The organism is Kitasatospora sp. NPDC088264 (assembly GCF_040685715.1).
GTDB lineage: Bacteria > Actinomycetota > Actinomycetes > Streptomycetales > Streptomycetaceae > Kitasatospora.
Genome location: NZ_JBFBIR010000036.1, coordinates 12074 through 25333 on the forward strand (window position 1 = coordinate 12074; position 13260 = coordinate 25333).

11 protein-coding genes are annotated in these 13260 nt (G+C 73.7%); 1 reads left to right on the plus strand and 10 read right to left on the minus strand.

From position 1 onward, the window contains the following. Positions 1-335: 335 nt before the first annotated feature. A complete protein-coding gene (locus tag AB0O82_RS24970; RefSeq protein WP_363586174.1) occupies positions 336-875 on the plus strand; it encodes a hypothetical protein in 540 nt (179 codons plus the stop codon). An 83-nt stretch (positions 876-958) separates the two neighbouring features. Here the strand turns inward: AB0O82_RS24970 and AB0O82_RS24975 are convergent, their stop codons facing one another. From AB0O82_RS24975 to AB0O82_RS25020, 10 genes are all read right to left on the minus strand, one after another. Continuing rightward, on the minus strand, positions 959-3793 hold the full coding sequence (locus tag AB0O82_RS24975) for a hypothetical protein (RefSeq protein WP_363586175.1): 2835 nt from the start codon (positions 3791-3793) through the stop codon (positions 959-961). After that, on the minus strand, positions 3790-3960 hold the full coding sequence (locus tag AB0O82_RS24980) for a hypothetical protein (RefSeq protein WP_363586176.1): 171 nt from the start codon (positions 3958-3960) through the stop codon (positions 3790-3792). The genes AB0O82_RS24975 and AB0O82_RS24980 overlap by 4 nt, the downstream gene beginning before the upstream one ends. Positions 3961-4352: 392 nt before the next feature. Then, positions 4353-5291 carry a LysR family transcriptional regulator gene (locus tag AB0O82_RS24985; protein WP_363586177.1) on the minus strand — a complete coding sequence of 313 codons (939 nt, stop codon included), beginning with the start codon at positions 5289-5291 and terminating at the stop codon, positions 4353-4355. A gap of 132 nt (positions 5292-5423) precedes the next feature. Next, positions 5424-6734: an MFS transporter gene (locus tag AB0O82_RS24990; protein WP_363586178.1), complete on the minus strand. Its 1311-nt coding sequence runs from the start codon at positions 6732-6734 to the stop codon at positions 5424-5426. Positions 6735-6855: 121 nt separating this feature from the next. After that, positions 6856-8133, minus strand: a complete 1278-nt coding sequence (locus AB0O82_RS24995) for an ATP-grasp domain-containing protein (protein ID WP_363586179.1) — start codon at positions 8131-8133, stop codon at positions 6856-6858. After that, entirely contained in the window at positions 8130-8366 is a 237-nt protein-coding gene (locus AB0O82_RS25000) for an MbtH family protein (protein ID WP_363586180.1), read from the minus strand. The genes AB0O82_RS24995 and AB0O82_RS25000 overlap by 4 nt, the downstream gene beginning before the upstream one ends. Then, a complete protein-coding gene (locus AB0O82_RS25005; protein ID WP_363586181.1) occupies positions 8363-9097 on the minus strand; it encodes a DUF6875 domain-containing protein in 735 nt (244 codons plus the stop codon). Before AB0O82_RS25005 ends, AB0O82_RS25000 begins: the two co-directional genes overlap by 4 nt. Next, positions 9094-10968, minus strand: a complete 1875-nt coding sequence (locus AB0O82_RS25010) for a non-ribosomal peptide synthetase (RefSeq protein ID WP_363586182.1) — start codon at positions 10966-10968, stop codon at positions 9094-9096. Before AB0O82_RS25010 ends, AB0O82_RS25005 begins: the two co-directional genes overlap by 4 nt. Then, positions 10965-12347: a cytochrome P450 gene (locus AB0O82_RS25015; RefSeq protein ID WP_363586183.1), complete on the minus strand. Its 1383-nt coding sequence runs from the start codon at positions 12345-12347 to the stop codon at positions 10965-10967. Before AB0O82_RS25015 ends, AB0O82_RS25010 begins: the two co-directional genes overlap by 4 nt. A gap of 2 nt (positions 12348-12349) precedes the next feature. Next, complete coding sequence (locus AB0O82_RS25020) at positions 12350-13249, minus strand: phytanoyl-CoA dioxygenase family protein (RefSeq protein WP_363586184.1); 900 nt, start codon at positions 13247-13249, stop codon at positions 12350-12352. Between the last annotated feature and the right edge of the window lie 11 nt (positions 13250-13260).

Genomic DNA, 13260 nt, shown 5'->3' on the forward strand with positions numbered 1-13260 from the left:
GCCCGTACCCTCATCCTCCGCCGCCCCGAGCGCCGCCGCGACCGCGCGGACGGCTCACCCGTACTGATGACGTACTGAGGGCGCGCTGTTGACGAGTGGAACCGGATCGCCGGGGGCCGCACCACCGCCCCCGGCGTTCCGCCGTACCACCGGGACCTGCGGAAAGCCGCCGCGGACGGGTGAGCGCGGGCGGCCCGCCGGGGCGTGGGCGAGGGGCGGAAACGGGCGCCCGGCCGCAACGGGGAGCGGTACCGTCGGGCGGTGACCCGACCGGCCGACGAACCCTGCGACCGGACCTGCCGCGCACCCGCCGCGGCCGTGTGAGAAGGAGTCCCGTGTCATCGCCTTGTGACCCCCGATACGCCGCCGTCGGCGATGTGAGCACCGCGCTCATGATGATCGACTCCCGGCTCAAGGCCGTCTACGACGGTAGGACCGGGACGGACCCCGTACAGCAGCGGCTGGTCGACGAGTTCGCCGCATCCGTGGGCCCCGAAGAGTTCAACGCGCTGCTGGACGGCGCGTGCACGCTCATCTACCTGTTCATGAACTGGCTGCGGTCGGCCTGCGAGGAGCACGACAAGGACGTCATCGAGCACGTGGTGCCCACCCTCGTGGCCACGATGCGGATGATGCCCAGGACCTTCCGCCCCGAGGTCATCCCCACCATGGCCGGCCTGGTGATCGCCGCGGGCAGCGGCCTGAGCCCCAACCTGTGGCGCGCGCAGTACGGGCCCTGGACCGACGCCGAGATGAACCCCCTGGAAGCCACGGCCACCCTGCTCGCGGAGCACGTCAACCGGGTGTCCGGCGACGACCACGACTTCGCCACCCGCCTGATCACCGATGCCCTGTCCAAGCTGGACCAGGACTGAGGCGGCACCGCGTGCCCTCGACCACCGGGTCGAGGGCCGGTCATCCGGTCATCCGGTGATCGCGGAGAGCCGCCGTCGCGGTGTCACGACTGCTCCCCCGCCCGCAGTTCGGTGGCGATCTGGCGCCGGCCGGCGACCAGCGTCTCCAGCACCACCCCGAGGCCGACCAGCAGGGCCAGGCCCGCGGTGGGCAGCAGCACCGGCATCAGCGCGGGGGTGACGACCTCCCCGACCCTGGCACCGACCAGGGTCGAGATGTCGAACGCGCCGCCCAGCAGGGCGACCGCCGCCACCGCGACCAGCCCGCCGCCGACGGCCGCCACCAGGGTCCGCGGCAGCGCCTCGGCGACGATCAGCGCCAGCCCCTGGCGGGGTCGCAGGCCCATGGTGCGCAGCCGGGCGAGCACGGCCGTGCGGTCGGGCGCGGCCCGGAACAGCGTCAGCAGCACCGCGAGCAGGGCGAACCCGGCGCCGGCGGCACCCGAGTACCGGAACAGCCGCCCGGCGGCGTGCTGCAGCGGGTCGTCGCCGAGCTCGGCGACGGTCTCCCGGCTGCTGTGCACCGTGTATCCCGCGGGCAGACCGCGGACGGCCTTGCCGACGGCCGCGGCGTCGTCCGCGATCATCTTGGCCAGGCCGGTCGGCTGGACCCCGCCGTTGTCCCGCAGTGCCGTCCTGACCCCTTCGGGGTCGATCTCGCCGACGGCGAACCACTGGTTCACCCGCTTGGCGTCCGGCAGTCGCTCCCAGGCGGGGCCGGCGGGAACGACGGCGAACGGCTTGCCCGGGTCCGGCAGGGCGGGGGTGGCGCCGACGGTCCCGGCGACGGCGAGGCGCAGGTCGTTGCCGTTGGGCGTGCGCACCTGGGACGACCCTGCGGCCAGGCGCTCGGCCAGGTCGCGGCTGACCAGCGCGGGCACCGGGGTGTCCCGGCCGCCGGCCGCCCCGGCCAGCTTCGCCGGATCGAACTCGCCGGCCCCGAGGGTCCGGGCGATCTCGGCGTACGCCGCCGGATCGACCACCATGATCAGGTAGGCCTCGGTGTAGCGCTGGTCGGCGCCGACGATGCGGGCGTTGGGCTCGACCCAGACCGCGGTCGAGGCCCGCACGCCCGGCAGGGCGTCGGCGGCCTTGGTGAACGACTCGGACAGGGTGGCGTAGCCCGGGAGGGAGACGCCGATGTCCCCGCCCGTGGCGATGCGCGCGGCGCGGGTCCGGGCGTGATCGACGGTGTCGAGCACGGTGGCGCCGAAGCCGGTCGTGGTGACGGCGATGACCAGGGCGAGCAGCGGCAGCGCGGAGGGCCGGCGGCGGCCCGAGTCGTCGCGGGCGGCGCGGGCCAGGCCGAGGAAGCCGATCAGGCCGCGGCCCCGGCCGACGAGGGCGGCCAGCCGGCCGACCACCACCGGCTCGATCCGGGCCAGCAGCAGGCCGCCGGTGACGGCGAGCAGGAGCGGGGCGGCCACCAGCAGTGGATCCGGCCCGGAGCCGGTGCCGACGCCCCGGTGCCGGACCTCTGCCACAGCCGCGGCGGTGACGGCGAGGACGGCGAGTTCGCCGACCAGTCGGCGTCGGCCGCCGGCCGGCCGCCGGCGTGCCCACAGCAGGGCCGCGCGGGCCGGGAAGGCCAGCAGCGCGATCAGGGCCGCGGCCAGGGCCGCCAGCACCGCGCGGTCCCAGCGGGGGGTGGGCAGCAGCACCAGGGCGAGGGCCGTTCCGAGCACGGTGGCCGGCAGGACGGTGACCGCGCCCTCGGCGATCAGCCGTCGCAGCACCCCGGCACGGGAGCCGCCGCGGGCCTGGAGCAGCCTGATCTCGGCGGTGCGCCGGTCGGTGGTGAGGGCGGCGGCCAGGAACAGCACCACGGTGGCGACGCCCGCGACGGCGGCCGGGCCGATCGTGCTGAGCGGCAGCGAGGCCTGGTAGCGGTCGTCCGCCCGGTTGAGGATTTCGGGAAGGCCCGAGGAGGTGTGCAGGTCGGGACGCCGGGTCGCGTCGGCCAGGGCGGTGGCGTCGCGCCCGGTCAGGAAGGAGCTGAGGATGCCGCGGGTGCGGTCGAGCTGGTCGGCGTGCAGCGAGGCGGCGTCGACGGGCAGCCGCCAGAAGTTCTCGGCGTTCGAACCCCAGCGGGCCAGCGCGGGCAGGCTGTCGCCGTCGACGAATCCGCTGGTCATCCAGTGCTCGTGCTCGGGGTCGGCCCTCAGGCAGGCGCGGGCCGGGCAGCCGAGCTCCTCCCAGAACGGGTCCTGGGGGTCGTTGACCTGGTAGAGGCCGACCACCACGGTGGTCCGCTTGGCGCCCGAACCCTCGGTGCCGTTGTCGATGACGTCACCGAGCTTGATGTGGATGCTCTCGGCGGCCTTCTCGCTGATCACGATCGGCAGCGGACCGCCGACGGCGCCGGGGGTCGGCCAGGTGCCGTCGGTGAGGGTGGCCCGGGCGGCCAGGTCGTGCAGGTAGAGCAGGCCGAGGGCCGGGTCGGTCCTCCTTTCCGCGAACCGGTCGTACTCCGGATTGCCCATGACGCGGTCGCCCAGGGCGCGGGCGCCGTAGGCCTGGCCCGACTGGGTCAGCGTCAGCTGTCGACCGACCATCTCGGTGAGCTGCCGCTGCACCCGGTCGAGTTCGGCGGCCTTGTCGTCGTCCCGCGTCTTGGACGTGGTCTGCAGGCTGGTCTGGTTGAGGCCCTTGTGACCGACGAAGTCCTGGAGCGCCGTGTCCGCGCCCCGGTCCGCGATGCGGGGGAAGGCCGCCGCCAGGAAGACGGCGACGAACGCCAGGGCCGCCATGAGCAGCGCGGCCAGCGGGTTCGCCCGCAGCCTGGTGCGGACCCAGCGCGCGGGGCGGTGGGCGGTCCCGGGAGCGGTCCCGGTGGTGGGCGCGGTGGTGGGTACGGTGGTGCCGGTCCGGGGGGTCACCGCTCCTCCACGTGGCGCAGCCGGGTGGCCACGTCCCGACGGCGGCGTCCGATGGGGAAGGCCGACAGCAGCGGGGCGGCAGCCGCCAGCGGCGGTCGCCCGCGCGGTCGGCGCACGACGAAGCCGAGCATCAGGTTCTCCCCCCAGTCGTATCCCGGCCCACCCATTGATCCGATCCAGGCACAGATCGGCCGTGGACGGACACCCGCGGGCGCACCGGCGCAGTGATCACCGACATTCGGTCGCCGGATAGCGGACGATGCTGTCAGATTCGTTCCGGGAACGGAAGGGATTTGGGCGAATCAAGTAAGCAAGGGCAAATGCCATGCACACTTCACAATTCTGGTATTTGCTGCACTCCTTTGACCGGTGGAAATTCCTTTCCCGAATCTTCTGCTCGGGATCGTGAACCCGTGAGCCGCCGCATCCGTTGGCCCGGGCGACCATCGGCTCGGTGGTAGCCGTGGCCGCACCCGTTCCGGAGGAGGTTCGACAGCGATATTCTGTCGCGTTGTCCGAGGAATCCGGGGTTGTGGCCGGAAAGCGCGGCCATTCGAGATCACCGGCCTGGGCGGATTCCCGGTGTGCCGATCGCGGGAATGAGCCCAGGCGGTGGAGCGAAGAAGGGCTCGGACCAGGTCTCCTGACGCAGGAGTTCGAGCAGGGCCGTTTCCGCCGGGCCCGCAGCGTGGCGGACGACGGCGATGACGGGCTGGGAGACGGGCGGGGACACCGGGCGCGCGAGGTGCTCGTGGCCGTGGGGCACCGCGGAGGCCGGGATGAGTGTCACCCCCAGCCCGTGGGCGGCCCAGCGTACGGCCGTCGCCGTCTGGGACACCCGGGCGACCGTGGTCGGGGTCAGCCCGTTCTCGAGCAGCACGTCCAGCAGCACGCCGTCGAGCGCGCTGTCGCGGTCGAACCGCACCCACGGCTCCCCGTCCAGGTCGCGCAGCTCGACCCGGTCCGTGGCGAGCAGCCGGTGCCCTGCGCCCAGCACCACGACGAACTCCTCGTCGCCGAGGTGGTGGGCGTCGGCGGGGCTCCGCTCGCACACCGCCATCAGGGCGAGGTCCAGCGTGCCCCGGCGGCCCAGCCGCTCCATCTCGGCGGAGCTCGGCTCCTCGAAGACGGTGACTTCCAGCCGGGGGAAGCGGCGGCGCAGCGCGCCCAAGGCGCCCGGCAGTTGCCGGGTGCCGAAGCCCATCTGCACCGCGACCGTCAGCTCGCCCACCAGCTCGTCGGCGCCGGCCCGCGCCGTCGCCCTCGCCCGCCGCGCCGCGCTCACCGCGGCCTCCGCCTCCCGCAGGAACGCGCGGCCGACCACGGTGGGCACCAGCCCGGTCGGCGTGCGGGCGAACAGCTCCACACCGAGCTCCCGCTCCAGGGCGCGGATCTGCTGGGACACCGACGGCTGGGCGACGTGCAGCAGCTCCGCCGCGGCCGTCACCGAACCCTCCTCGGCAACGGCCAGGGCGTACTCGAACTGACGAAGACTCATCGACTCCCCTCCCCTCCCCACGTCGTCCTCGGGTGCACGAGGCGGCGCCTCGTCGCGTCCCAGGTGGACGGGTCCCAGGCTATGAGGTGGTCGACGAGACGCCGGTCGCCGGCCACCACCGGCGGACAGGGCCTATAAGACGAGGGGATCCGGATCCTTCGCCGCCGGATGCTCCTCCGAGGCCGTGGTGCTCAGCGCGCGGGCCTCGCGGTCGAGGGCCAGGTGGAGGCCGACGGCCAGCATGGGAATCGCGGCGAGCACGAACGCCCACTGTATGTCCCAGCCGACCAGCAGGCCCATGGCCGCGATGGAGAGCGGTTCCAGCGTGGCCCGGGGCAGTTCCATCACGCTGCTGACCCGGCCCAGCACGTCCGTCGGGGTCCTGGTCTGGATGAACGTCGGCAGCGCGACGTCGCTGGAGTACGCGACGCCGATCCCCAGCAGGGTGAGCACCACCGCCGCGCTCCACACGCTGGGAAGGAAGCCCAGCAGTACGAAGGCGGTCCCCTCGCAGAGCGTCATCCCGATGATGAGCAGTCCCCAGCGGCGCGGCAGCCCGGTGAAGACCGCGCCGATGGTGCCGATCAGCTGCCCCAGTCCCCAGGCGGACAGCAGGACGCCCAGTGCGAGCGAGCCCTGGGGGAAGGTCTTGGCCAGCGCGGGAAGCCCCACGCTGAAGAGGCCGCTGTAGCTGAGGGCCGCCGCGCCGATCAGCAGGAGGACAGTGCGGATCTCCCTGCTGCGTCCGGCGTAGCGGAGACCCTCGACGATCTCCCGCCGGATCGCCGTGAACGACTTGGCGCCCTCGTCGGCCTCGCCCGCCTGGTCGGAGGCCTGGTCGCCCGCCTGGTCGGACGGTTGTCTGCGGGGTGCGCCGAAGACCGTCAGGGCGGCGAAGAAGAAGGTGAAGGCATTGAGCAGGATGGTGGTCGACGTCCCCACCGCGGCCACGAGGGCGCCGCCCAGGATCGGCCCCAGCAGCCGGGCCCCCTGCTCCCCGAAGCCGACGAGCGCGTTGCCCCGGGCGAGGTGCTCGGGCGGCAGGAGGGAGGGGATGATGCTGCCGGCGGCCGGCCAGAAGAACGCTTCGGCGACGCCGGTGAGCGCGCCGAGGGCGTAGAGGTGCCACGTGCTCACGTGGTCCGTCAGGGCGACCAGCCCCAGCGTGGCGACGGCGAGCCCCCTGAGCGTGTGGGAGCAGAACATGACGGCGCGCGGGGAGAGCCGGTCGGTCACCGCGCCGCCCACCAGCATCAGCACGCCCCGGGGGACGGCCTGGACGAGCAGGATCGTGGCCAGCGTGGTCGTCGATCCGGTCTCGTTCAGGATCAGCCAGATGAAGGCGACCTCGAAGCTGTAGTCCCCCACCAGGGAGACGGTCTCGCCCAGCCACACCCGCCGGAAGGGCCGGTGTTTCAGCGGCTGTCGCACCTTGTCGAGCATCGACTACCTCTCTGCTGTTCCACTTTTCCACGATGAAGGACTGCGGGACACTGCGGGGCACCTGCTCTTCGACGCTCTCGGCGGGGCGTGCGCGGCCGGTCTGTGGTGGGGAACGTTCTCTTCACTGGGGTGCGAACTCCAGGTGGAATCTGTCATGGACGGACGTGACGAGCCGGAGCAGTTCGTCATGGGTGGCGACGGCGCCCCGGACGAACGCCAGGCGCTGTGCGGGGTGGCGCCAGTCGACGGGCTGCCCAGGGGCCGTCGCCACGTCGACCTCGCCGACGCCGGGGAGGGCCCGTACGGCGTCGGCGCCGTCGATCGCCCGGACGGTGCCGACCGTGCGCGGTGGCACGATGAAGTACTCGAAGGTCACCGCCGCCGGCCGGGGGGCCGTGACGGGCTCGACGCCGCGCTCCAGGGCCAACTCGAAGGCGAGGGCCAGAAGATCGATGCCCAGCGCCCGGTCCAGCAGGCCCACGGCGCGCCCGCCGACGCGTCCGTTGACCTCGATGACGCGGGGGCCGTCCGGGGTGAGCTTCACCTCCGTGTGGGTCACCCCGGTCGTCACGCCGAGGGCCCGGACCGCGGCCGCGGCGAGCTCGGCGACGTCCTTCTCCACGGCGGGCGTGAGGGTGGCGGGCAGGAACAGTCCGGTCTCCCGCAGCGGGTCCGCCAGGGCGAACTTGCCGGTGACGCAGAGGGTCGTGACCTCCGCGTGCTGCACGACGGCCTCGACGGAGACGTAGTCCCCCCAGCCCGGTCCGGCCACCGCGGGGTCCCCGGGCAGGTACTTCTCCACGACGAAGTCGCGCGGGCCGCCGCCCGGGCCCGCCGGCCCGTCACCGGGCCCGGGGGCGAGGCCGACGTCGGCCAGGGCGCGCCGCTGCTGCTCGGGGTCCGCCAGCCGTACGGTGTCCTGACTGCCCGCCCCGGTACGGGGTTTGAGCACCACGGGGTAGCCCAGGCGGGCCACGGCGGTGTCGACCTCGGCGGCGGAGCGCACCACGACGCTCGGGGTGTGGTCGACCCCCGCCGCCGCGAACGCCGCGCGCTGGTCGGCCTTGTCGGTGAGCAGCCGGACGGTGTCCGGCCGGTGGTAGGGCAGGCCGAGGGCCTGGGCCAGCCGCGCGGTGCCGGCGAGGCAGTACTCGCTGAAGGTGACGATGCCCGCGGGGCCGTGCTCGCGCAGCAGTTCGGCGGCGGGGGTGTCGTGTCCGCTGATCTCGCAGACCCGCGCCCGCCGGCGCATCCCCGCGAGCAGCGGCGCCACGCCCGGTACGGCCGGGTCGCAGACGAAGACCACGTCGCACAGGCCGCGGGCGGCGCCGAGGATCTCGGCCGGCCCCGCCGACCCCCTGCCGTAGACGACGGCGACCGTGGGAAGCGTGTCGGTCACGGGAACCTCGGGGAGCCGGCCGGGCCCGCGGGGGCCGGTGCGGCGGGGGCCGCCTCGCGCCGGGCGGACTTCGGGGTCATGTCGTCCCACTCCTCCTCGATCCTGCGCAGGCAGTCCTCGCGGGACGCCGGCTCGCCCACCGTCCGCCACCCCTGGGGGACGTCGTGGTAGGTGGGCCAGATCGAGTACTGCTCCTCGTGGTTGACGACGATGCGGTACTGGTCCTCGGTCACGGCGCGTCGTTCTCCTTTGCCTTCGGGGCGAGCTCGGGCAGGCCGTGACGTTCCACAGCGGTCACGTACAACTCGCGCAGGAGCGGGTCGCGTACGCGGCCCCGTTCGTAGTGGGCGCGGAAGTTCTGATCGTAAATCCTGAACCAGGCGCGGTGCTTGTACAAGAAGAGCACATCGTGGGGCGCCATCCGGCGGATCGCGAACAGGCCGACAGGGGCCACGGAGACGGGGAAGAGCGGGTTGCGCACGGCCCGTTCGTCGCAGTGCGGGTGGAACTGGCCGACCATCAGCCCGTGGGCGACCGCGTTGTTCTTCAGGTCTTCGTACGCCTCGTCGAGGACCCGCCAGCCCTCCGGCCCGGTGGCCGGCAGCACCACGATGCGGCAGTCGAGGGAGGCTCCGGTGTGCGTACGGCTGCGCTCCGTGCCGAGGGCGAACGTGGACATCTCCGCCTCCAGGGCCTCGCGCAGCTGCTGCTCGTCCTTCCCGGTGACGTCGTAGCGGAAGCTGAACTGGGCGTCCTTGCCGCTGAGGGCGGGTGGGATGAAGGGGCAGACCGGCCCGGTGCGGCCGATCTCGTCGTGGGGCCGGCTGATGTACTGGCGCAGCCAGGTGTGGACCTGGGCGAAGTCCCGGGCGTGCCGGGCGGGTGACTGGGGTTCGATCACCCGGATCCACAGGCCGTCCATTCTGGCCAGATCATTGTCCTGTTCCTGCATCACCTGCGTCATGCGACGGTCTCCTGGGCTCGGTCGCCGGGGGGTGCCGGGGTGGCGCTCGGGGCGGTCAGCCGGCACAGATCGGCGTACGTGGGAGCGGCGTAGAGCTGGGCGAAGTCGAGGGTCGGTCCGAGCTGGGTGCGCACCTGTTCGACCAGGCGCATCAGCCCCAGGGAGGTGCCGCCGTCGGCGAAGAAGTCGGAGTCGGGCAGCGGGTGGTGCCCCGTCTGGGACTCCCAGGCCGCGGCGAGTGCGGGGTGGCCCGGGGCGGCGGTGTCGTGCGTCCGGGCGTCCGCGTCGTGCGTCCGAGGATTCGCGTCGTCCGCGTCGTCCGCGTCGTGCGTCCGGGCGTCCGCGAGACGGGCGAGGGCGGCGCGGTCCACCTTTCCGGTGGGCCCCAGCGGAAGGGCGTCGACCGCGATGATCCGCTCGGCCACCAGATGGCGCGGCGCCCGCTGCCACGCGCCCCGGCGCACCGCGTCGGTGTCGACGGACGCCGGCGTGAGGAAGGCGGTCAGGACGGCACCGTCGGGACCGGTACCGGCGATGACCACGGCGTCGTCGACGGCGGGGTCGGCGGCGAGGACCGCCGCCGCCTCCGCCGGATCGGTGCGGAAGCCCCTGACCTTCACCTCGTCGTCGGCGCGCCCGAGGAAGTCCAGGGCGCCGTCGGGGAGGTGCCGTACGCGGTCACCGGTGCGGTACATGCGGGCACCGGGCCGCGCGGAGAAGGGGTCGGGCACGAACCGCGCGGCGGTCGCGGCGGGGGCGTGCAGGTAGCCGCGGGCGAGCCGGGGGCCGCCGAGGTAGAGCTCGCCCACCGCGCCCGGGGCGACGGGGCGCAGCCGTTCGTCGAGGACGTGGCACGTCGTTCCCGCGACGGCGGTGCCGATCGGGAACGCGGCGGAGTGCTCGCGGTCCCACGCGGAGGCGTCCCCCAGGGTGCTGAAGGTGGTGTTCTCGGTCGGGCCGTAGCCGTTGACCAGCCGGGTGGCGGGGTGGGCGGCGGTGAAGGAGCGCGCGGTGCGGGCCGGGACGGTGTCACCGCCGGTGACGAGGGTGCGCAGGGTGCCCAGCGCCGGACCGTGGTGGGTGGCCATGAGGCGGAAGAGCGGGGCCGTCAGCCAGGCCGTGGTGATCTGCGGCCGGGCCAGCAGGGCGGCCAGTTCGTGGAGTGCGAGGGGGTGTCGGTCCGCGGCCGTGATCCGGGCCCCGGCCAGCAGCGGGGACCAGATCTCGAACGTGGACGCGTCGAAGGCGAGGGTGGAGTGCAGGAGCACACCGTCGCCGGGGCCCAGCCGCAGGGACTCCGCCCCGAGCGCCAGCCCGGTGACCCCCCGGTGGGTGACGCCCACGGCCTTGGGGGCTCCCGTGGTGCCGGAGGTGAACATGACGTAGGCCAGGTCGTCGGGGCCGGCCGGTGAGGACGGCACCGCCGTGGTGGTCCGCTCCGCGAGGAGGGAGGCGATGTCGTGCACGGGGATGCCCAGGTCCGCCACGGTCGGGCTGTCGGCGCTGTCGGCGCTGTCGGCGCTGTCACCGCCGTCGCCGGCGTGCAGGGCCAGGGCCGCCCGGGCCGTGCCGGCCATGAGCCGGACGCGGTCAGCCGGGTACCGGGGGTCCACCGGCACGTAGCAGCCGCCCGCCATCAGGACGGCCAGCATGGCGAGGACGGTCCGGCGGTCACCGTGCCCGACGATCAGCACGGCGGTACCGGAGTCGACGCCCTTCGCCCGCAGCGACGCCGCCGCGGTGCGCGCCCGCGTCAGGAGCTCCCCGTAGCGGATCTCGCCGTACCGGTCGGCCAACGCCACGCGCTCGGGGAACGCCTCGGCGACGGCGGTGAAGCACTGCTCGATCCGGGCGTGCGGCGCGGTCGTCATCGTGCCCCCGAGGGGTGCTTGCGGGTGTTGCTGAGGCCGATGGTGCCGGTGCCGTTGGCGGTGTCGGGGTGCGGGGTGAACACGGCGCGCGGGCTGGGGTCCGGCGTCAGGGCGATGGCCGGTCGGAGCCCGGTCGCGGCCCGGTCGCCCAGCAGGGTGAACCGGCCGTGCGCGAGGATCGTCGCCGTGGCCAGCTGGGCCTCCAGCAGCGAGAACTGCCGCCCCAGGCACTGGTGGGGGCCCGCCCCGAAGGGGAAGTACTGCTGGACGGGCGGGCGCCGGCCCAGGAAGCGATCCGGGCGGAACTCCTCGGGTGCCTCCCACAGGGCCGGGGCGCGGTGGATGGCGTAGGTGCTGGCCAGGACGAGGTCGCCGGGCTCCAGCCGTACGCCGGCCGCTTCGACGGGGGTGTCGATGCGGCGGAAGAGCGCCCACGCGGGCGGGTGCAGCCGCAGGGATTCCTCGACCACCGCCAGGGTGTACGGCAAGGTCCCCTGGGGGATCGACGGCGCGGCGCGCAGGGCGCCGAGGTCGGTGGAGCGGACCTCGTCGAGGGTGCGGGCCAGGGCCGGGGGCGAGCCGGCCAGGTTGTGGAAGGTCCAGGTGAGCAGGGTGCCCATGGTCTCCACGCCGGCCACGAAGATCGACATCAGTTCCTCGCGCAGCACGTCCTCGGGACGGTCGCCGAGCGTGTCCCCCCGCTGGTGCAGGGCGGCGACGAGCGACGGCAGGACCCCGTCGGCCGTGGCCGCAGCGGGTACCTGGGCCGCCCGGTGCGCGATGAACTCCTCCAGCACCGCCCTGTCCCGCGCGAACGCCTCGCCGTCCGCGTCGGTGACGGTCTGCGGGGCGAACAGCCGCCGGTCCAGGTAGTGGACGGCCGTGTCCACCGTCGAGGCCAGGGACGCCAGTTCGGCGCCGGTCAGCTCCGGGTCCACGAGCCGGAGGATGATCTCGATGCTCAGCTGCTGGAGGGTGTGTCCGAGGTCGAACTCGCGGCCCGCCGCGGGCAGCAGCCGACGGCGCACGAAGTCCTCCGCGCTCTCCAGCACCAGGGTGTGCAACTCCGCCACGGCCCGGGCCGAGAACATCGGGCGCAGCAGGGCGCGGCGATGGCGCCACTGCTCCCCGGAGGCGACCACGAACAGTCCGCTGCCCACCAGTTCGCGCAGCAGCCCGCGGTGGTTGCGGGTGCCGTGGGCGAGGGCCGCGGCGGCGACGGCGGGCTCCGCCGCGACGATCAGCCGGGTGCCGTCGTCCAGCGGGACGGCGCTGACCGTCCCCTCGTCGCGCAGCCGCGTCATCAGCCCCAGGGGGTCGCTGCCGAGCTCCTGGTCGAACTCCTCGTAGCCGACCGAACTCACGGTGATGCTCGCCATGGCTAGCCCCGCCCCTCGGCGGACTTCTCCGCGTCTTCCGCGAGCGTGATGATCTGCTGGGAGTGGTCGTTCATCGTCCAGCCCTCGGCGGTGCGCACCGAGGTGCGCTGCTGCTCCGTGTAGCCCCTGCCCCGGTCGTGGAAGTGCCAGGCGAACGGCGGGCGGAGCAGCCGGCGTTCGACCGGGGTCCACTCCTCGCCCGGGAGGTCCTCGGGCACGGGCGCGGGAGCGGTGTGCTGCACCATGCCCGCGGTGTAGCGGCAGAAGACGACCCGGCGTTCGAAGTCGGCGGCCCAGGGCCAGCTGCCGTGGGTGGCGGTGTCCGCGAAGAGGACCACCGAGCCGGCCCTGACCGGGACGCGGGAGACCCAGTCGCCGACCTTCTGCCAGGTCTGGAAGTCCTCCGGGATCTCGAAGGCCGACTTGTGGCTGCCGGGGACCACCGCGAAGCCGCCCTGGTCGGCGAGGGCGTCGGTGAGGCAGAACGCGACGATCAGGTGTCCGCCGTAGATCCGGCCGTCGCGGACCTGGTAGGTCAGCGGGGGGTACTCCCACGGGGTGTTCCCGTTGTGCAGGATCAGCGCTCCGGCGCCCTTGCGGGCGTAGAGCACCTGCCCCTCGTCGTAGCGCAGGTCGGGGCCGAGCACCTCCTCCAGGTGCGGCAGCACCTTCTCGTGGCTGATCAGGTCGCGCACCGGGCGCGGGGTGGTGTGGAGGGGGCCGGCGTTGGCGATGAACGGGTTGTACCGCTTGAGCAGCGGGTAGTCGAGCTTGTTCTCGCCGTCCCACAGGCCGTGGCCGTCGAGGGCGGCGTTGACGGCGGCGAGTTCCTGCGCGGAGAGGATGTCCTCCAGGACCAGGTAGCCGCGCAGGTCGAACAGGTACTTCTGCTCTTCGTCCATGACTTTTCCCC